This is a genomic window from Paenibacillus sp. Y930, assembly GCF_056786375.1.
Genome location: NZ_JBXCIX010000002.1, coordinates 107,355 through 126,122, shown reverse-complemented (window position 1 = coordinate 126,122; position 18,768 = coordinate 107,355). Strand labels below are relative to the sequence as shown.

Here is an 18,768-nt window from a genome sequence, read left to right as displayed (position 1 = left end):
GTGTATCATATTTACCGCTGTCTCCATACAAATTTATGACAACACATTAATAATTAATGAACTAAACTTTTCATATCATAAAAAAAAGAAGTTACACATTGTGTAACTCCCTTTACGTACATATTACTTCATGTAGACGATTAGCTATAGAAACTATAGCTACATTCAACACATCGAGCTTTAATCGGTATAGATAGTGGGTAATTATCTAGCGTGTTCTTCTTCACTCACGTTTCTGAAGAATTTAATGGAGTAAATCGCACAAAGACCTACAATAACGTAGATTACTCGTGAGAAACCTTGACCAAAGATACCCTCTACTAAGTTATAGTTAAAGAGACCAACCAACAGCCAGTTAATTCCACCCACAATCAACAGCAATAGCGCCACAACATTTAGAGTTTTCATTCTTAACAGCTCCTTAATCATAATGGTACTATTAAGAAATTCCCCTAATTAGTGATGTTTTATGCATATGAGGTTAAAACTTATATATTTACGATCTCTTCATCCCTCTGTACTAAGAAGAAAGCCCCACAGATTGTTCCACATACTGATCATCCTGCACTGCCTTTAACATAAATGCGGCTACATCAGCTCTGGCAATGTTATATCCTTTTGGCGCTCCTCCATTAAGCACTTCATTATAAGAACCTAATAATGGACCATTCGTTAAACTCATCGGTCGTGCTATTGTCCAGCGAAGCTTACTTTCAACCAATGATTCATATGCTTGTGTATGATCTGCTAACACTTTACGAAGCATGAACGTAACCAATTTGCCCATTATACCTTTAAGCTCTTTGTGAATTCCTGCAGAGGCACAATATACAATTCGCTCGATATTATGTTGCTTCATTCCTTCGATCAAATGCTGCGTAACGGTAGACATTAACGTCGAAGTTCCAAGATTTTTCCCACCTACGGTACAGATCACAGCATCATGACCTTGCATTGCAGTAATAACGCTGTTTTTATCTAATCCATCACCTTGTACAATATGTAAATGAGCATGTTCCATGACTAATTTTGATGGGTCGCGTACAAATGCTGTCACCGTATAACCACTATCCAAAGCCTGTTTTACTACTTCCTTACCAACACCACCTGTTGCACCAATTACAAATAATTTCATTCCCATATCTTCATCTCCTTCTATACTATTACTAATCCCGAAATGCTTTCTTATAACCATATCATACAAGAATGTATAATGCAGTAATAACGAAGTATGGCGCGCAAATTGAATGTCAATTTACGCGCCGTTTTCCATAATATCAATTTAGTTAGTCATTCAATCATATAGCTTTTCTAGTTGTTCATGTTTACTCCAGAGTCTTGCATAAGCCACTTCACGAAATCATTACGGTTTTCCTCGATTACACCATGGTCAGAAGGATATATGTTGAAAGTAATATGTGACGTCTTCTTCTGGAAATACTCCGCTGTATCGTATCCGAACTGAACAGGGAATACAGAATCATATTCACCATGTGAAATAAACATCGAAACATCCTCTACACTTTGTAATGAATACTCTGCCTTCACAAAATGTGGAACATATCCATTCAGCGCAACGATACCTTTCAATTGATGTCCCATCATAAGAGCAAGCGACATAGATAATATCGCACCCTGGCTAAAACCAAGCAAGTAACGCTTATTAGCATCGATAGGATATCTCTCTGTAGCATAACTAATGAACGACTCCAAATCTTGTATCGCCAGATCAAACATTTCTCGAATAGGATTACCAAGACTTTTCAATTCATAGTATTGATACCCCATACCCAATCTAAGATTTCCTCTTATACCAACGATGATGAACTGCTCATTCAGCGGTTCTACCAATTGATACATATTGTTCTCATCCGAACCCTTTCCATGTAACGTGAAAATCGTTGGATACTTCTTATTTTGATCATAATTAGCAGGAAGATGAATGTCATATTGATAAGCAGATTTCATCTGAAAGCTCCTTTTCACTTCATTTATGTGTTGCTTTTTTTGAAAAAGATATGATCAAGAGATAATGGGGTACGCTCAGCAACAACCAAATAGATAGAAACCAATATAAAGGCTATATCTAACTCATATCCTGCCATTCCATCTGTACCTAGCAATCCCATTGAAAACTTCATCGTTATAAGTGCACCAATAAGCATAACCGTAAATAAAGCTGATACATAACGAGTAAATAATCCTACGATAAGTAAAACTCCCCCAACAAGCTCAAGCGCTGCTACAAGATAAGCCAAAAATCCTGATATGCCCATGGAACTGAACCAAGCATCCACATTACCTAAACCCATTTGTAGTTTTGCAATTCCATGTGCTAAAAATAATATTCCTAACACTACTCGCATTATTGTTGATACTGTTGTTGTTCTTGTCATCATTTATTTTCTCCACCTATACAATTAATATTTCATATAATTTCGATTGATAATTTCGAAGATGAGCTCCTCTTCGTTTTAAATATTACCATTAGAAATATAATGTTTGTATAGTTAATTTATCGTATAATAAACTAGCTTGTCAACAAAAATATTGTTATTATTAATTTATAATACGTATTACAAATATTTCGAGGAGGAAATATAATGGACATCGGCTCTACGATACGTGCAATTCGGAAACGAAAAAATATGACTATTGCTCAAATCTGTGAAGAAACAGGTTTGTCACAAGGTTTTATGAGTCAATTAGAAACAAATAAAACATCGCCGTCTATATCTACCTTAGAAAGCATTGCTAATACATTGAACGTGCCGTTAGCTTACTTATTATTGAAAAATGAAGATCGTATGCAAATTGTAAGAAAAGAAAATAGAATGATTACGAGTAGTGGTAGCGATAACTTAAGAGTTGAACATTTGGGTTCAACTAAAAAAGTGAAATTGATGATTGTTGAATTGCCTCCAGGCTCTTCTACAGGTCAAGATCCACATGCACATGAAGGCGAAGAGGTCCATGTCATCATTAAAGGCAAGATTTTTGCGAAGCAAGGCGAGGATGAAGCAGAATTCACAGAGGGAGATTCATTCAGTTGGAATGCTTGCACACCTCATATAGTGAAAAACATTGGGGATGAATCTGCTACGATACTTATCTCTGTCTATACAGAATTTTAGTCTGCAATATCTTTCGTCTACAGCGTGAAATGCTTCTGCGAAACAAATCCCCCATCTGCGTCCAGATGGGGGATTTCTCGCTATTAAAGCATTCAAGCTCTTATCGAACTTACTCCGATTCACTTATTTGATCCTTTTCCTCCGCAGTATACGGCCTTACCATTAAGCCCATTTCTTTACGCTCCTTGTTCAGTTCCTTGTATAAGGAGATCATCATGAGAATAATGATCATTGAAAATGGAAATGCAGTAATAATTAAAGCATTTTGCAATGCGGTCAATCCATTTGCAGATAACAATATAATCGCAATCGCCGCTTGTGATATCCCCCAAGTTAACTTCACCATGTTCGGTGGATGCAATGAACCGTAAGTAGTTTGCATCCCCAATACAAATGTAGCCGAATCAGCAGACGTAATAAAAAAGATCGCGATTAATAGAATAGCGAATAGCGACAGCAGCATCGACATCGGCATCTGCTGAAAAACACCGAACAGTAATTCTTCAGTTAATAAATGTGTCAAATCCACTCCACTACGTTGAATATTAATCGCTGTCGTTCCAAACACTGCAAACCATATAAAGCTAATTAAGGTCGGGAGCAATAACACGCCGGTCAGAAATTCACGAATCGTTCTGCCTCGCGATACTCTTGCAATGAAGATACCAACGAAGGGTGACCACGATAACCACCATGCCCAATAGAAAATCGTCCAGTTATTAATCCACTCCCTGTCCTCTTCGTCTAAGGGAGCTGCCCGAAAGCTCATCCGTGGAAGGTTTTGCAAATAAGAACCTATCGTATCTGTAAATGTATCCATAATCATCACGGTAGGTCCCAAAAAGATAACCATAATTAACAATGCTACAGCCAGAACCATATTAGCGTTCGATAAATATTTAATCCCCTTCCCAATCCCCGACCAAGCGGAAATAATAAAGAGAACTGTCACAACGATAATAATAATAATTTGAACAGAGACTCGTATTGGTATATCAAAGAGAAATGACAATCCTCCATTGATCTGAATGGCGCCAAATCCTAATGTAGTCGCAACACCAATAACCGTCGTGAACACAGCTAGAACATTAATAGCCGTTCCAATACTGCCGTTAATTCTGTCGCCGAAAATTGGTCTTAATGTAGCTGAAATTAAGCCTGGCTCACCTTTGCGAAATTGAAAATAAGCAAGTGCCATCGCCACAATCGCATAGATCGCCCAGGCGTGGATTCCCCAATGGAAGAACGTATATCGCATCGCTTCACGAAAGGCAGCATCTGTTACTGGCTGCTCAGTAGGCGGATTAATGGCAAAATGTGAAAGTGGTTCGGCCGCTCCCCAGAATACTAACCCAATGCCCATCCCCGTGGAGAATAACATTGCAAACCAACTAATTCTTGAATACTCAGGCTGTTCATCAGGTTTTCCCAATGTGATTTGCCCCATTGGACTTACGATAAAGAAAAGACAGAACAGTACGATTCCCGTAACCAATAATAAATAATACCAACCAAAGGAATTGGTGATATATTGTTTCATTCCGCTCGTTATCGCTTCAAAGCTTTCCGATGCCAACGCTCCATATAGAACTGCAGCACATACAAGTACAAGCGTAATCCAAAACACATTAGAGATTTTTTTCATCGTATCACCATTACTTCCTAAGTCATCAATATTCGATATTGTTCTATGTAATGATGTCCAATTATTAACATTAGTATGCACTTTTATAACATCTTAATACATACTTCTTTCCCTTGTGTGAAACAATAAGAACTCACAGAATCAACAATAGCTCTTGTCTTGATGAAATAATAAAAACAAAAAAAATGAACCCACTCTTTTAGAGATGGGTTCATTTTTGTTAGATTATTTTGATAATTTTATCCTTATTCCAGATTGTATTCTATTCATATTTAATTTCTTTAGTAAACTCTATAATTTTTCAGATGGTACCGCTTTCATTAGCGCGGTACCATGAAGAATATGGGAAGAATGTAGACCCTTCTTTTCATATATTAAGCGATTTAAAAATTAAAATTTTAGAGGGGGAATCAACACAATGAGTAAACGCTTCAAAAAAATGATGATGTTTCTGCTGACAGCCGCATTAATCATTCCGCAAGTAATGCTTGCACCAATTTCGGAGGCAGCTACAGAAACGAACGTAGTTTATGAAATGCAGGCGGATACTGGCATAAGCGGAGCTGCAGTAGGCTCTGAATTCACTTGGACGAACTATCTTCAAAACAGCGGCGGTACTCGCTCTATTGCAGAGTATATCGGCGGAAAATCGATTCATTTATCCACGAGAACCGAAGGTCACAACGGAGTAGATCTCAAATTGCAAGCGCTTTCCTTGACTGCAGACGTTGAATATACGTTCACGGTAAGCGGACATGTGGACAACACTGTGATTGTGCCGAGCAGTTCACAAATCGTTTTGAGTAACCCGAACGGCTTCGGTCAATTCGCAAGTTACAAATCGCTAGTCAATAAATCCTTAACAGCAGATAATTTTGAGCTTGAATACAAGGTAACCTTTACGGCTGACGACATTGCGGCGCTTGCGAACAACTCGTACTTCCGCGTTCAAACAGACGATAATGGCAACGAAGTTCCTTTTTATGTGGACAACATCATCGTAACTAAAGCAGCTTCTGCTCCCTCTATTCCCTCTGCGAACGACGTTTATGAAATGCAGGCGGATACTGGCATAAGCGGAGCTGCAGTAGACTCTACGTTTGCTGGGACGGACTATCTTCAAAGCAGCGGCGGTACACCCACCATTGCAACACAAGGAGATGGTAAGTCGATTTATGTGTCAGAGAGAACCGGTAATTGGCAAGGCGTAGACATCAGATTACAATCGCTTGGCTTAATCGAAGGGATGGAGTATACGTTCACGGTAAGCGGGCATGTGGGCAGCGATGTGACTGTGCCAGGAAGTTCACAAATCGTTTTCAGCAATCCTAACCCTTGGGGACCGTATAATAAATATCAAGATCTAGTTAATACTTCTCTGATTGAAGGCAACTTTAACCTAGAATACAAGGCTGCCTTTACGGCTAGCCAAATTGAGATGCTAAAAGCTGAACCTGCGGATCCAAATGCTCCACCATTGTTTCGTATTGCAACAAACGATGTTGCCAAAAATGTTTCCTTTTATGTAGACAACATCATCATCACATCATCCGAGCAACAGACTATCGAAGTACCTGAATGGGATCTTACCCTTGCCTCACTGCATGAGGCATATACTAACAAATTCTTAATAGGTAATGCTATTTCACCCAATCAGATCACGAATCCTGAATTCGCTGATATGATTAAGCTTCATTACAACGTGATAACAGCCGAAAACGATATGAAGCCTGAGTCTATGAGCCCTTCAAAGGGAGAATACAACTACACTAACGCAGATAAGCTAGTAGACTGGGCATTAGCCAACGAGATTGCGGTTCATGGACATACGCTTGTCTGGCATTCGCAATCGGCTGACTGGCTAACTAAAACCACTGACGGTGAACCGCTTACTCGTACAGTGGCCAAAGAAAACCTAATAGAGTTTATTAAAAATGTAGCTGGGCACTACGCCGGCAAGGTCATTTCCTGGGATGTTGCCAACGAAATCTTTGCCGATGGCGGCACCTTCAACGGCGACTGGAAAAATAACTTGCGTAAAAACTCCCCTTGGTATTTAGCTTATGCTAACGGAGCAAATACAGACGCGAGCGAGAGCGGCGCGGACTATATCTATGACGCGTTCGTACAGACGCGCCTAATCGACCCAAACGCTATTCTTTACTATAATGACTACAATGAAGAACAACAGACTAAGCGCGAAGCGATTGCAGCAATGGTCGAGGACCTTAATAAGAAGTGGAAATCAGACGACCGCAATAAGGAACCTAACCGTCTGTTAATCGAAGGGATTGGTATGCAGTCCCATTACAACATCACTTCCCTAAATGTTAAGTCTGTAGAGAATGCGATCGAGCGCTTTATCGCAACAGGTGCAAAGATCACCGTTTCCGAGCTTGATATTCCGGCTAGCGATCATGATACCCGAAAAACTCCGCTCACTGCGGAAGAAATAGTCAAGCAAGCACAGCTGTATGCGCAGCTATTCCAAATCTATAACAAATACGCTGCATCTATTGAGCGCGTCACCATTTGGGGCACAGCTGACCCGATAAGCTGGCGTGGCGCCGGTCACCCACTGCTTTTCGACAGACTGTATGCAGCCAAACCGGCTTACTACGCGGTCATTGACCCTGTGGGATATCTAAGCAAAAACCCTCTGATCGTACCTGAACTACAAAAAATTCCGAAAGCAAATGCTCTGGCCGGCACTGCCATAATTGACGGTGAAATGGATAACATTTGGAAAAACGCTCCATTAATTAACGTAAATACAAAACCGAATGAGTATACGAAACAAGGCGCAACCGCAGAAGTCAGAACGCTGTGGGATAATGAATTCTTGTATGTTTATGCTAATGTAATCGATTCCGACCTTAACAATTCGGCCGAGGAGGCACATCTACAGGATTCTGTTGAAGTATTCCTGAGTGAAACGATGCATAGGGAAGCGGATTACACTAACGGCGATGGCCAATATCGGGTAAGCTACGAGGGCGACGAGTCCTTTAAATCAGATAGCATGAGCGAAGGATTCGAATCGTCAGCGAAAATAGTCGATAACGGCTATATCGTAGAAATGAAGATACCGTTCCGTGCCAACACCCCTCCCAAGACGGGTAACGTAGTCGGCTTTGACGTACAGATTAATGATATTTCAGCTGATGGCTCAAGAAACCTCACTGTCTGGAGTGATCTTAAAGCCAATGGCTACAGTTCCACCGAAAATTGGGGAGAACTGACTCTAACTAAAGCTTCTACATCTATTCGGCCACCCACGCCAGACGTGAACATACCGAGTGAGCCTGTTATCAATCAAGATAACGGAGCGAATACGATAAAACCTATTGTACAAGTGAAAGACGGAGTAGCGGTGGCAAGCATCTCCAACAACAGCTTGAATGAAGCTCTGGAACAGGCTTCAGTAAATGCACAAGGCAAGAAACAAGTGACTGTAGACATCCCAGCACAAGCAGGCGCGACTTCCTATGAAGTGCAATTTCCTACTTCGCACTTGAAAGATTTCGGTACGAACGTAATCTCGATCAAGACAGAGTACGGTAAGATTGATCTTCCGGGCAACATGCTATCCAATACGAATGTCGGCAACTCCGAATTCGTGTCTGTCCGCTTAAGTAAAGCTTCAACTGTTGAACTCAGCAACGAAGTTCGCGAGCAAATCGGTGATAGACCTATCATTAATTTAGAAATTTTGATCGGCGATAAAGTCGTTGCTTGGAACAATCCGAACGTGCCTGTAACGGTATCCCTTCCTTACACGCCTTCGGCAACAGAACTGCAAAATCCGGATCAGATTGTCGTTTGGTACATCGATGGCACAGGTAATTTGACAACGATAAAGAACGGACGCTATGATGCGGCAACCAAATCAGTTATGTTCCAAACTACACACTTTAGCACCTATGCAATAGCATACCTGAACAATACGTTCATTGATCTTCAAACGGTACCTTGGGCCAAGCAAGCAATAGAAGCAATGGCCGCACGCGATATTATTAAAGGCACTGACAATAACAGCTTCTCCCCTACTGCTTCCATTTCAAGAGCGGACTTTATCGCACTTCTTATGAGAGCACTGGAACTGCAAGGCAATGGTAGCGATGCTGCGATGTTCAGCGATGTACCGTCCAGCGCTTATTATTATGAGGAATTGGCGGTCGCTAAGGAATTAGGAATTGCAACAGGCTTTGGTGATAACTCGTTTAAGCCAGGCAATAATATATCCCGTCAAGATATGATGGTACTGACAACACGTGCGCTAGAAAAAGCCGGCAAAGGTAAAACAAACAGCTCTGCTTCCTTAAGCAACTATTCTGACGCTTCAACTATTTCCAACTACGCGAAGAATAGTGCTGGCGTTCTCGTCGAGCTAGGCATCATTGAGAGCAAAAACGGAAAGATTGCTCCGAACGATCAGCTCACTCGCGCTGAGGCAGCTGTCATCTTGTATCGCATCTGGAATCTGTAATAGCAAAGGGCTATTGGATTTGATCCAATAGCCCTTTTTTTTGCATCCGATCGGAAGATCCACAATAGACACTATATGTTTATTACTCTAGCTTGATTCTAAAAAATGATACTTTGTATACATTCTATAGACATTAAGCAGCAAACACCTAAATACCCTATCATTATTCAGATAGGGTTGATCAGGGTAGATGCAAACGATAGCTGTGAAACTCTACATCACGCTAAGCAAACCCAATTATTTATTTCGTAAATTTATTCGATTGAGCAATTTGCTCGATCTCACTTTTCAAGAGCAGATAGCGATGTACGCTTCTTGCAATTGGAATTTTCGTTATGCGGTTTTTTTCCACATACAACTTCATGTGATCTTTGGATAGGCCTAGTATTTTACCTGCCTCCATAACCGTTAATACGTCTTCTTTGCTTGTCTCATTGAACGTGCTCTTTAATTTCTGATTCCAGTCCTCAAACACCTGCATATTCGCGCCCTCTCATTTCTATTCATGATGAATACTATTCATTATACCATGTAAATGGAAGATAAGGTTGAAATGCTGCTATTTCATATACATTTCAATCTAAAGTGAGCCTTTCCTCTCTAAAAAGAGAGTAGGCTCACTTTATCTTGTCCCATGCTATGTTCACTAATACGTTTATGTCAATTTCACAAGGCTATAATTTTTCTTACCTTTACGAATAATAATAAAGCGTCCACCAATGGCATGATCAGCCGTTACCGTAAATTCTACATCGGCAACCTTCTCACCATTTAGCGAAATAGCACCTTTAGTAATATCTTCACGAGCTTGACGTTTAGACGGCTCGATACCAATATCAACTAACCAATCGATAATATTTTTTGATTCTTTATCTACTGTGAACGTTGGCATTTCCTTAAAGCCTTGCTCGATTTCATCAGCTGTTAATGAACGAATATCTCCACTGAACAACGCTGCCGTAATTCGCTTAGCTTGCTCTAGCATCTCTTCGCTATGAACGAACTTCGTCATTTCTTCTGCTAATGCTTTTTGTGCTTCACGCTTATGAGGCTCAGTTTGAACTTTTTCTGCTAATGATTCAACAGTCTCTTTATCTAAGAACGTGAAGTATTTCAAATATTTCACAACATCACGATCGTCTGTATTAGCCCAGAACTGATAGAATTCGAATGGTGTCGTTTTATTTGGATCAAGCCAAATTGCTCCACCTGCTGTTTTACCAAATTTCGTACCATCAGCCTTCAGCATTAACGGAATCGTCAGACCGAATGCCTTCGCTACAGATCCTTCTTTTTTACGGATTAAGTCAAGTCCGCTCGTAATGTTACCCCATTGGTCTGAACCGCCAATTTGTAGCTGAACATCTTCATGCTGGAATAGATGCAAGTAATCAAGTGATTGCAGAATTTGGTAAGCAAATTCTGTGAATGAGATCCCGCTATCTAGTCTGCTTGATACAACATCCTTCGCCAGCATCGTATTAATGCTGAAATTTTTTCCGTAATCACGTAAAAAATCAATGACATTAATTTTATGTGTCCAATCGTAGTTATTAACCATGCGAACTTGATTATCGCCCTCTGTAACAAACAATTTTTTCATCTGTGCAGTTAATGCTTCCACATTCGCTTGCACTTCCTCTAATGTTTGTAACGAACGCTCTGCCTGACGACCACTTGGATCACCAATTGTACCTGTTGCGCCACCAATTAATATGACTGGACGATGCCCTGCTAATTGAAATCTTTTCAGCATCATAAATGGAATCAAATGACCAATATGCATACTATCGCCGGTCGGGTCTACACCACAATAAAGCGATACTGCCTTTGTTTTCGTTAATTCACGTAAGCCTTCTGCATCCGTCTGTTGGTTAATCGCTTCGCGCCATTCTAATTCATCAATAATGTTCATCTTTAACAGCTCCCTCGTATTATTCAATTCATAACATACTACCGCAAACTCATCGCCATTAGCTTTATAAGCGAATTTTAAAAACAAAAAATCGCCCCTTGTCTGTGATAGACATAGGGACGATTGAATTAACCGTGTTACCACCCAAATTGCACAATAATCTATAAAGCATCATTCGTGCCACTCTAAGCGAAATATCGTTCGCTTACTCCGCTTGGCATTACCCAAGATACTCCAGAGTGTAATTCACATGCCTTGTATGTGCTAAGTTCCATCACCCTTAGCTTTCTGTAACATGGACAAGGTTGCTACTGCGCTCTTTCAACGTATAAAATCTATTAGATTACAGACAGTATAGCGAAATGTAAAATCATTGTCAATGTAAACACTGTAACTATCAATCATAATTTTTCTGGAATAAACTTTATAGTAATTGCACATATAACATGGACAAACATGGTGACAGGCCTTCTCCTCTATACATATGAATATTAGTGAGGGGGAGGATTAGAATATGACATATAAAAGTAGAACAATTAAAAGTAAATGGATTAAAACAAAATGGTTATTAGAGCATCGAGAATTAAGTAAATATGTTCCACATACTATGCTGTTCAACAAATCAAATCTAGACTTAATGGTATCCTTATACTCTCCCGTATATTTCAAACCAACCGAAGGGACTGGAGGATCACGGATTATTAGAATTGATATCGATGAAAATGGCTATCGTACTCAATACAATCTAATTAAATTACATTTTTCCACACCAGAACTTTTATTTCAATATCTATTCTTATTTGCTAATAAGCAATCATTTTTACTACAGAAAGGAATCAATCTAACTACTCTCAACAAAAATCCTTTCGATGTCAGAATTATGGTCCAAAAAACAAATAGAGGTAGTTGGGTGAGTTCTGCTGTTTCAGTAAAAATTGGACAATCCGGGAAAATAGTTACTAATTATCATCAAGGTGGGAAGCTAGCTTTTTTTCACGAAACTATGCTAGGAGCAGGATTTGATGCGACTACTACAGAACATATCAACATCCTATTACACAACATTGGTGTTAGCACGGGTGAGCATTTTGATCGTTATTATAATGATTTCAAAGAGTTAGCACTTGATGTAGCATTAGATGACACAGGTTACCCTTGGATTCTCGAGATAAATACACGTCCTCAAATTGCTCCCTTAAAAACGTTGAGTGACCATACACTTTATTATCGGGTGCTAGCCTATGCTAAGCAATATGGACGAACAAAGTAAAGCCCGTTGCCGAAGCGCTCACGTACTATCATAGTTACGTGGGTGCTGTCACATTATAATAAAAAACCGTTTTCTGCTATGATTATAGAAGTATCTACAATACGAAATTACTAGGAGATTTAAATATATGAATATCACCACACTATCACAAGAAATAAAGCCATATGACATTAGCAGTTGTATTGTTCATTACGATGGAGACATTCTATACCATTATGAAAAACTTGATGAAGCCTCCTCCAAGCTTATGCCAGTTAACTCCTGCACGAAAAGTGTGCTTTCCGCACTTATTTGCATAGCTATGGATCAAGGCTTAACCCCATCACCCGAAACACACATTACGCAATTCTTCCCACAGCTGCACGATGAACACGATAAACGGAAACAAACCATTACTTTACAACATTTATTAACGCTAACAGCAGGCTTGAATTGGACGGAATTCGGAGGCATCAATTCGTTTCCGAAAATGACTCGCTCTGCCGATTGGATCGATTTCGTGCTCCAGCAGCCTATGTCGGACGAGCCCGGATCTGTTATGGTGTACAATTCTGGTGTGTCACAGCTACTAGCGGCCATACTTGTTCAATCAACAGGACAAAGCATTTCACAATATGCCGATCTTCATCTGTTCGGTCCATTAGGTATCAAGCAGTATGAATGGAAAAGCGACCCGCAAGGGATTCATACAGGTGGGTATGGCTTACAGCTTTGTGCCAACGATATGCTGAAGTTTGGATTACTCTATTTACAACGTGGAGTATGGAATAATGAAGTCATTATTTCAGAGGAATTGATCGATCTTTCTATTGCGCCTGCCATTGCCGTAAACCCACCTGAACATGGCTGCTACGGTTGGCATTGGTGGACGGACTACATCCCGGCCAACGATATAACTGATGCATCTACTGCCTCAGATCTTCATTACTATTACGCTCGGGGATTCGGAGGACAATTTATCATTATCGTTCCAACGCTCAATAGTGTCATCGTGTTAACTCGCGAACAGCGTAAAAAGGGATTATCACCATTGGATTTCTTTCGACTACATATCGCTCCGATGTTAATCGCATATCATGCAGCTTCGACCCTCCTATAATAGCGCTGTAAACGTCAAGAAGCTTCTAAGTCCATTTAAGGAATCAGAAGCTTCTTTCCATTTCAATCGAGCGGCAAATAGAGCTTTACCCTCATATTCGGTTTGATTGCTTACTACATATTCTTTTCAATGACTCTATCGATCGGTGCAATTTTAATATCACCGTGTGTGAATGCCTTAAATCCAAGAATAACCAATATAAATTTCTCTAGCGCACTGAGTATCCCACGAGCAATACTATCTAATCCCAGTGGCCACGTTACTCTTATCGTCGAGCTAACCCATGATAATAATCCGTTAATGATACCTAAGAGATCATTGCTAAAACTAACGCTAGAACACTAACCAAGCCCAAAAAATACATCGTCGCACCTAGCATGCCTACTGATACACCAAGCTTTGTCTTTTCCATTCTTCTTCCTCCCTCGAACAAAAAAACTGTAGGCAAGCTAGAATACCTTCTAGTCTGCCTACAGTCGCTCAACATCTATTTCACAATCAGAACGGGACATGTGCTTAATTTGGATACTTTATGACTAACACTACCGAGCATCATTTCTTTAATATTCCCAAGCCCTCGACTACCAATGATAATGATATCAAATTGTTCCTTCGTCGCATAGCTTACAATGAGACGTGGCGCACTACCTTCAGTGTAATACGTCTCTACATCTAATCCTTGCTTAGCAAGATCCTTTTTGGCATCTTCGAGCATATCAATACCGATTTGACGCATTTCTTTCTTCACAGTTGCAATATCTGTTACTACTACACCTTGTGGAAGCATAAACTCTCGTCCTACATGCATTAACGTGACTGTAGCATGCTGTTCATTCGCAAATTGTTGTGCAGTTTGTAACACTTTCTTACTCATATTAGAGCTATCAATGGCAACTAAGATCTTGTTAAACATACCGTTTTCCCCCTCTTGGTGAGTGAAATCAATGTAGCTTGACATGATTACTGCATATATCTAGTATAACGTTTACATTGTATATTTGTCGATGGAACTTCGCCTGTAATTCATTTAGTTATTAATGTAATTAATCACTTCAACTTAATATCTACTTAACATTCCCCAGAAACTTTAATTTAAAGTTAATCATCCAATAACAATCGAGATCTATACTGTCTGTAGAGCATCATTTATAACAAGCAGTATAGAAAGGGACTCAGCATATGGGTATTCATACGTATTTTCAATCACTCAATGATCTAGAACGTATTATTCGTTGTCCAGGTAAATTCAAATTTGAGGAGCATAGCGTATCCGCTCATTCCTGGAAGGTTGTACAATATGCCAAAACATTGGCTGATATCGAAGAAAGCAATGGAGTTACAGTAGATTGGAAGAAGCTATACGAAATTACGAGTAGTCATGATTACGGAGAAATATTTATCGGTGATATTAAAACACCCGTTAAGCACTATTCATTAGAACTACGTGCTATGCTGCAAAAGGTTGAAGAAGGAATGGTCGAGCATTTCATTGATGAGCATATTCCTGAGGATTTTAAGCCTATATTCCGTAGACAATTGCGCGAAGGTAAAGATGATTCGGTAGAAGGACTAATTTTAGAGGTTGCCGATAAGCTTGATCAGATCTACGAAGCCTTCACAGAGCTACAGCGAGGCAATACAGAAAAAGAATTTATCGTCATGTATAGTAGCGCATTAATTAAAATAAAGCAGATTAAACTACATTGTGTTCAATACTTTCTACAGAACATACTACCTGATCTCGTCAGTGAAGGCTCTAAATGTCATGTTGATATTGAGAAAATAACCAATGAAGCGTTAGCTATGTAACCTCCTCACTTTCCTCAACCACTCTTTTCATCACCTTCCCCTACTATCCATGTCGATATTTCATTCTCCTCAGTCTTGTGATCAATACTCCATGTTTCTGTCCACTGATTTACTTATTTTCTTATTTTCTGTCTAACCTACCACACACATAACACGCCCCCATTGAATTCTAAATGAGGGCTTTTATTGTAGCTAGTAGCTGTAATCGTTCCTCCTACGTAGACGTATTGAACAAAACCGATGTACAAGCCAAACAACTGCTGATGCCAGCATCATATCGAAAGCTACATTGAATAAAAACAGATGCTTACTGAGATCAGCTTGCCCATCACCGATAATTGGGATAAGAAAGCTGAAAATCGCTATCAGACCAAGTAGTATAAATATCTCCACTCTAATCCGAGCACGTATATGATTACACCGCAGCCATTCGTAGACCGCCACCCCGTAATATAAGATAAAGAATAGCGTAATAAACCACATCGTATTGGGAATATAATGCCTTTTGAACTCACTCCATATACTATAATCAAATGATATTGAGCCAGCTGGCTTACCTTCTGATTTCTCATAATTGCCTAAGTAATAAGCCCGGATATTCATTCCATTCTCTGCAGCATACTCCATTTTGCTTAGCAATCGAGCTGGATGCTTCATATAGAATAGCAGTACATCAGCATGCGATATCCGATCATAAAAATCTGCTGTCAGTGTCGGGTCATCCTGCTTAATGGCTGTATCTGTCTGAAAGTAATTCGTGCCTGCCAGCACGGACAATCTACTTGGTAGCCCTAATGCTTGCAGATCCCCTTCGATATTAGGTGAACCATTCAAAATACCAAAGAACACCGTTTGATACATATTAATATTCTTGAAATCTTTCGGTGCAGCTACATACATAACAATGGAAATTAAAAAAGTCGCCGCAGATAATATTAAAGCAAGCTTACGCCAACGTATATCATCAGTTTTCATCCAAGCATAGCGAAGTCCAAGGAGCGCAAAGGCAATGCCTATTGGTGCATTTTGAGTTTTTGAGCAAACTAGAAATAAAATAGCAATAAAAAAGAGCACAAGCATTCGCTTCGATAGTTTCACCTGTTTCGTCAAAAGCAACCCTAAAGCAAACGTCAGCAATAGAAATACGAAAGATACGGGTTCGCCATATAAGGAATTAAAATATGCTAAATATCCGATATCAGTGAAGATGAGCAGCATTAATATAGCTAGCACACTAGCTGTTATTAGTGATTTCCCTTTATTGTACTTAATAAGTAAAAAACCCGCAGTTAATAGCAGCACAACATAGATTGCACCAAGAAAGCGAATATCGAATGCAGAGCCATTGAATATTAGACTAATATAGCGCGCCATAACGACAAGAACAATTTGTGTAGATGGGTAGAATCCCCGAAAAAAGGTGTCATAAGCAAAGTTAGCATGCGCATATGAGAAAAAACGATCCTCATAGGATTCTAAAGCATCATAATAGTTCAATCCCGCCGTTCCCATAATGCGCAGGAAATCTCCATTGTCAGCAACTCCGATAAATGTACCCGTAAAGAGCAGCCATATCGCGACACTAGCCGCAACGATAATATAGATGAATTCAACAGTGAACAGCCTTCTCATTGCTTTCTCTCCCTATCTATAATAGATTAATCACACAATTCGATAAGCTTATTGATCGTTTTCCAGTTACGAGTTGTAATCGGCTCACCCAATTTTTCCACTTGAGTAGCTAGCTTTGAATTTCGAATGCTCTGATCAAAAAGAAGAAATACATCTCTTCCCACAATACGATATTGATCCTTACCAAGATCTAGAGATTTCAGCTTTTCGATTCTCTCGATATGGGGCTCCTCCGCCAGCATCGCAACATATAGACTCTCCGATTCCGAATTAGCAGTTACCTCTGCTATTTGCTCCTCAGAAAAAGGACAATTTCCTGCCATTTCCTTCAATTCTTCGGACGTTCTTATTACCATTTTGATCGAGAGCGAAAATTCCTTCTCAATCAAAACTTCAATCATTTGACGTAATGTCGCCTCATCTTCAGCAGATTCCAATAATATATTTCCACTTTGAATATACGTTTGGACCTTTTCAAAGCCAAGGCCACTTAGCGCATCTCTCAAATCCGCCATTTTAAGTTTGTTTTTCCCACCTACATTAATACCTCGAAGTAACACAATATATTGAGTCATTTAGCACCACTTTTCTATACGATATTCGTTCAGCACATCGCTAGCACTTTACCATCCACTTTCTATATTACATCAATTTTAACAAAATAAGTATAATCTAGTCACTTATATTATTAGTTCGCTTTGTATCTAATTTATAAATTTTCTATACTATTTAATAACTTTCTATCACGCAAAAAAAAGCGGTGCGTCATTGGACGCACCACTTTCTATTCATAGCTCAAGAGCTATCTCGAATTGTGATCTGTAGTATTATCTACCGAATCTTGCTCGTTTGCAGATGAATCATTTGCTGTTGCTTTACGTCTTCTGATCCAGTTCCAAATTGCTACTGGAATTGCAAATAGCACAAACCAAAACTTCTTCAGTAATATTCCTGCTGTAATTAGAAGTCCTGCCTTCTTCGCAGCAACTAAACCAGCACCGCCAAGAATTAGTCCAGTTAATCCTAGCTCAGAAATTTTGTCTGTCGAAGGATCATGATCCTCATAGCGTGAACCATCATTCAACGTATAATTTGGTAAAATTAATGTTTCTAGCGTATTAATATCTTGATCTAATGTCGACATATCTGTAATGAGTAGTACAGATACATATCCTTCTCTAGTCAAAATTCTTACGTTATAGTTAATAATTGAATTCCCGTAAAAATCTTCAGCTAGCAATGCCCATATTAGCGTGTTGTCAGCATCATTATAATAAGGCTTAGTATGCCAATCTATTACATGCAAATGTTCTTCTTCAGGGCGGCCCTCATTGCTATCTTCAGTACCTTGTTTGTAGCTTTTCAAAAGCTTTTTCGCATCGATTTTACTTTTTTCTTTGTCCGATATATATCCGACTTCTTCATATTCAAATAGTACATACCAGCTTTCCTCTTCGCTAGCAGGAAAAACACTTCCTAGTTCAGTGCCGTATAAATTGTTTCCGAAATATTGTTGAAGTGCTTCCGTATCCGCTTTATCGAGATATAGAAGTGATTCATCCACATTAAGTGAAGATAGGTCTCCTACTTGAACAGTCGTTCCACCCTCAATCCACTCCAGATAAGGCTGTTCTTCCGTAGCAAATACAGGACTTGCAAACAATGTCAAACATAATAATAAGCTGAAACTAAGTTTTAAAAATTTCATAATATCCTCCTAAATTTTCACTCTAAAATAATATCCATAACTTGCACATACCGTTATATGTTATAGT

The 18,768-nt window shown here is 39.4% G+C and carries 16 protein-coding genes and 1 other annotated feature; of the genes, 5 read left to right on the top strand and 11 right to left on the bottom strand.

Going from position 1 to position 18,768, the window contains the following annotated elements:
• Positions 1–204: 204 nt before the first annotated feature.
• The 4 genes from AC1TO5_RS06085 to AC1TO5_RS06070 all read right to left on the bottom strand — a co-directional run bounded on the left by AC1TO5_RS06085 (position 205) and on the right by AC1TO5_RS06070 (position 2,396).
• Entirely contained in the window at positions 205–408 is a 204-nt protein-coding gene (locus tag AC1TO5_RS06085; protein WP_482061917.1) for a DUF378 domain-containing protein, read from the bottom strand.
• A gap of 112 nt (positions 409–520) precedes the next feature.
• Positions 521–1,141, bottom strand: a complete 621-nt coding sequence (locus tag AC1TO5_RS06080; RefSeq protein ID WP_482061916.1) for an NAD(P)-dependent oxidoreductase — start codon at positions 1,139–1,141, stop codon at positions 521–523.
• Between the two features lie 170 nt (positions 1,142–1,311).
• Entirely contained in the window at positions 1,312–1,968 is a 657-nt protein-coding gene (locus tag AC1TO5_RS06075; RefSeq protein WP_482061915.1) for an alpha/beta hydrolase, read from the bottom strand.
• A 23-nt stretch (positions 1,969–1,991) separates the two neighbouring features.
• Positions 1,992–2,396 carry a DoxX family protein gene (locus tag AC1TO5_RS06070; protein ID WP_482062474.1) on the bottom strand — a complete coding sequence of 135 codons (405 nt, stop codon included), beginning with the start codon at positions 2,394–2,396 and terminating at the stop codon, positions 1,992–1,994.
• A gap of 207 nt (positions 2,397–2,603) precedes the next feature.
• On the opposite strand from AC1TO5_RS06070, the gene AC1TO5_RS06065 reads away from it, so the two are divergent.
• Positions 2,604–3,134 carry a helix-turn-helix domain-containing protein gene (locus AC1TO5_RS06065; RefSeq protein WP_482061914.1) on the top strand — a complete coding sequence of 177 codons (531 nt, stop codon included), beginning with the start codon at positions 2,604–2,606 and terminating at the stop codon, positions 3,132–3,134.
• A gap of 109 nt (positions 3,135–3,243) precedes the next feature.
• Here the strand turns inward: AC1TO5_RS06065 and AC1TO5_RS06060 are convergent, their stop codons facing one another.
• On the bottom strand, positions 3,244–4,779 hold the full coding sequence (locus AC1TO5_RS06060; RefSeq protein ID WP_482062473.1) for a glycine betaine uptake BCCT transporter: 1,536 nt from the start codon (positions 4,777–4,779) through the stop codon (positions 3,244–3,246).
• 418 nt (positions 4,780–5,197) lie between these two features.
• Here AC1TO5_RS06060 and AC1TO5_RS06055 point away from each other — a divergent pair, with 418 nt between their 5' ends.
• Positions 5,198–9,268: an endo-1,4-beta-xylanase gene (locus tag AC1TO5_RS06055; RefSeq protein ID WP_482061913.1), complete on the top strand. Its 4,071-nt coding sequence runs from the start codon at positions 5,198–5,200 to the stop codon at positions 9,266–9,268.
• 241 nt (positions 9,269–9,509) lie between these two features.
• Here AC1TO5_RS06055 and AC1TO5_RS06050 read toward each other — a convergent pair whose 3' ends face one another.
• Positions 9,510–9,749: a DNA-binding protein gene (locus AC1TO5_RS06050; RefSeq protein WP_482061912.1), complete on the bottom strand. Its 240-nt coding sequence runs from the start codon at positions 9,747–9,749 to the stop codon at positions 9,510–9,512.
• 174 nt (positions 9,750–9,923) lie between these two features.
• Complete coding sequence (gene tyrS / locus AC1TO5_RS06045; RefSeq protein ID WP_482062472.1) at positions 9,924–11,183, bottom strand: tyrosine--tRNA ligase; 1,260 nt, start codon at positions 11,181–11,183, stop codon at positions 9,924–9,926.
• A 112-nt stretch (positions 11,184–11,295) separates the two neighbouring features.
• Positions 11,296–11,517 (bottom strand) — a binding site (T-box leader).
• A 180-nt stretch (positions 11,518–11,697) separates the two neighbouring features.
• Between tyrS and AC1TO5_RS06040 the strand changes: the two genes are divergently transcribed.
• Positions 11,698–12,453, top strand: a complete 756-nt coding sequence (locus AC1TO5_RS06040) for a YheC/YheD family protein (protein ID WP_482061911.1) — start codon at positions 11,698–11,700, stop codon at positions 12,451–12,453.
• A gap of 127 nt (positions 12,454–12,580) precedes the next feature.
• A complete protein-coding gene (locus AC1TO5_RS06035; protein WP_482061910.1) occupies positions 12,581–13,552 on the top strand; it encodes a serine hydrolase domain-containing protein in 972 nt (323 codons plus the stop codon).
• A gap of 487 nt (positions 13,553–14,039) precedes the next feature.
• Here the strand turns inward: AC1TO5_RS06035 and AC1TO5_RS06030 are convergent, their stop codons facing one another.
• A complete protein-coding gene (locus AC1TO5_RS06030) occupies positions 14,040–14,465 on the bottom strand; it encodes a universal stress protein (protein ID WP_482061909.1) in 426 nt (141 codons plus the stop codon).
• A 266-nt stretch (positions 14,466–14,731) separates the two neighbouring features.
• Between AC1TO5_RS06030 and AC1TO5_RS06025 the strand changes: the two genes are divergently transcribed.
• A complete protein-coding gene (locus AC1TO5_RS06025) occupies positions 14,732–15,361 on the top strand; it encodes a YfbR-like 5'-deoxynucleotidase (RefSeq protein WP_482061908.1) in 630 nt (209 codons plus the stop codon).
• Between the two features lie 192 nt (positions 15,362–15,553).
• Here the strand turns inward: AC1TO5_RS06025 and wsfD are convergent, their stop codons facing one another.
• The 3 genes from wsfD to AC1TO5_RS06010 all read right to left on the bottom strand — a co-directional run bounded on the left by wsfD (position 15,554) and on the right by AC1TO5_RS06010 (position 18,701).
• On the bottom strand, positions 15,554–16,993 hold the full coding sequence (wsfD, locus tag AC1TO5_RS06020; protein ID WP_482061907.1) for a glycan biosynthesis hexose transferase WsfD: 1,440 nt from the start codon (positions 16,991–16,993) through the stop codon (positions 15,554–15,556).
• Between the two features lie 26 nt (positions 16,994–17,019).
• Entirely contained in the window at positions 17,020–17,568 is a 549-nt protein-coding gene (locus AC1TO5_RS06015) for a DUF1697 domain-containing protein (protein WP_482061906.1), read from the bottom strand.
• Positions 17,569–17,795: 227 nt separating this feature from the next.
• Positions 17,796–18,701, bottom strand: coding sequence for a DUF2167 domain-containing protein (locus AC1TO5_RS06010; protein WP_482061905.1), 906 nt, complete (start codon positions 18,699–18,701; stop codon positions 17,796–17,798).
• Positions 18,702–18,768: the final 67 nt, after the last annotated feature.

Bases quoted from the DNA above. Each gene is read 5' to 3' on its own strand.
- AC1TO5_RS06035 (WP_482061910.1), top strand. From the start codon at position 12,581: ATGAATATCACCACACTATCACAAGAAATAAAGCCATATGACATTAGC.
- AC1TO5_RS06015 (WP_482061906.1), bottom strand. From the start codon at position 17,568: ATGACTCAATATATTGTGTTACTTCGAGGTATTAATGTAGGTGGGAAA.
- AC1TO5_RS06025 (WP_482061908.1), top strand. From the start codon at position 14,732: ATGGGTATTCATACGTATTTTCAATCACTCAATGATCTAGAACGTATT.
- AC1TO5_RS06010 (WP_482061905.1), bottom strand. From the start codon at position 18,701: ATGAAATTTTTAAAACTTAGTTTCAGCTTATTATTATGTTTGACATTG.
- AC1TO5_RS06065 (WP_482061914.1), top strand. From the start codon at position 2,604: ATGGACATCGGCTCTACGATACGTGCAATTCGGAAACGAAAAAATATG.
- AC1TO5_RS06060 (WP_482062473.1), bottom strand. From the start codon at position 4,779: ATGAAAAAAATCTCTAATGTGTTTTGGATTACGCTTGTACTTGTATGT.
- AC1TO5_RS06050 (WP_482061912.1), bottom strand. From the start codon at position 9,749: ATGCAGGTGTTTGAGGACTGGAATCAGAAATTAAAGAGCACGTTCAAT.
- AC1TO5_RS06030 (WP_482061909.1), bottom strand. From the start codon at position 14,465: ATGTTTAACAAGATCTTAGTTGCCATTGATAGCTCTAATATGAGTAAG.
- AC1TO5_RS06055 (WP_482061913.1), top strand. From the start codon at position 5,198: ATGAGTAAACGCTTCAAAAAAATGATGATGTTTCTGCTGACAGCCGCA.
- AC1TO5_RS06085 (WP_482061917.1), bottom strand. From the start codon at position 408: ATGAAAACTCTAAATGTTGTGGCGCTATTGCTGTTGATTGTGGGTGGA.
- AC1TO5_RS06070 (WP_482062474.1), bottom strand. From the start codon at position 2,396: ATGACAAGAACAACAACAGTATCAACAATAATGCGAGTAGTGTTAGGA.
- tyrS (WP_482062472.1), bottom strand. From the start codon at position 11,183: ATGAACATTATTGATGAATTAGAATGGCGCGAAGCGATTAACCAACAG.
- AC1TO5_RS06075 (WP_482061915.1), bottom strand. From the start codon at position 1,968: ATGAAATCTGCTTATCAATATGACATTCATCTTCCTGCTAATTATGAT.
- wsfD (WP_482061907.1), bottom strand. From the start codon at position 16,993: ATGAGAAGGCTGTTCACTGTTGAATTCATCTATATTATCGTTGCGGCT.
- AC1TO5_RS06040 (WP_482061911.1), top strand. From the start codon at position 11,698: ATGACATATAAAAGTAGAACAATTAAAAGTAAATGGATTAAAACAAAA.
- AC1TO5_RS06080 (WP_482061916.1), bottom strand. From the start codon at position 1,141: ATGGGAATGAAATTATTTGTAATTGGTGCAACAGGTGGTGTTGGTAAG.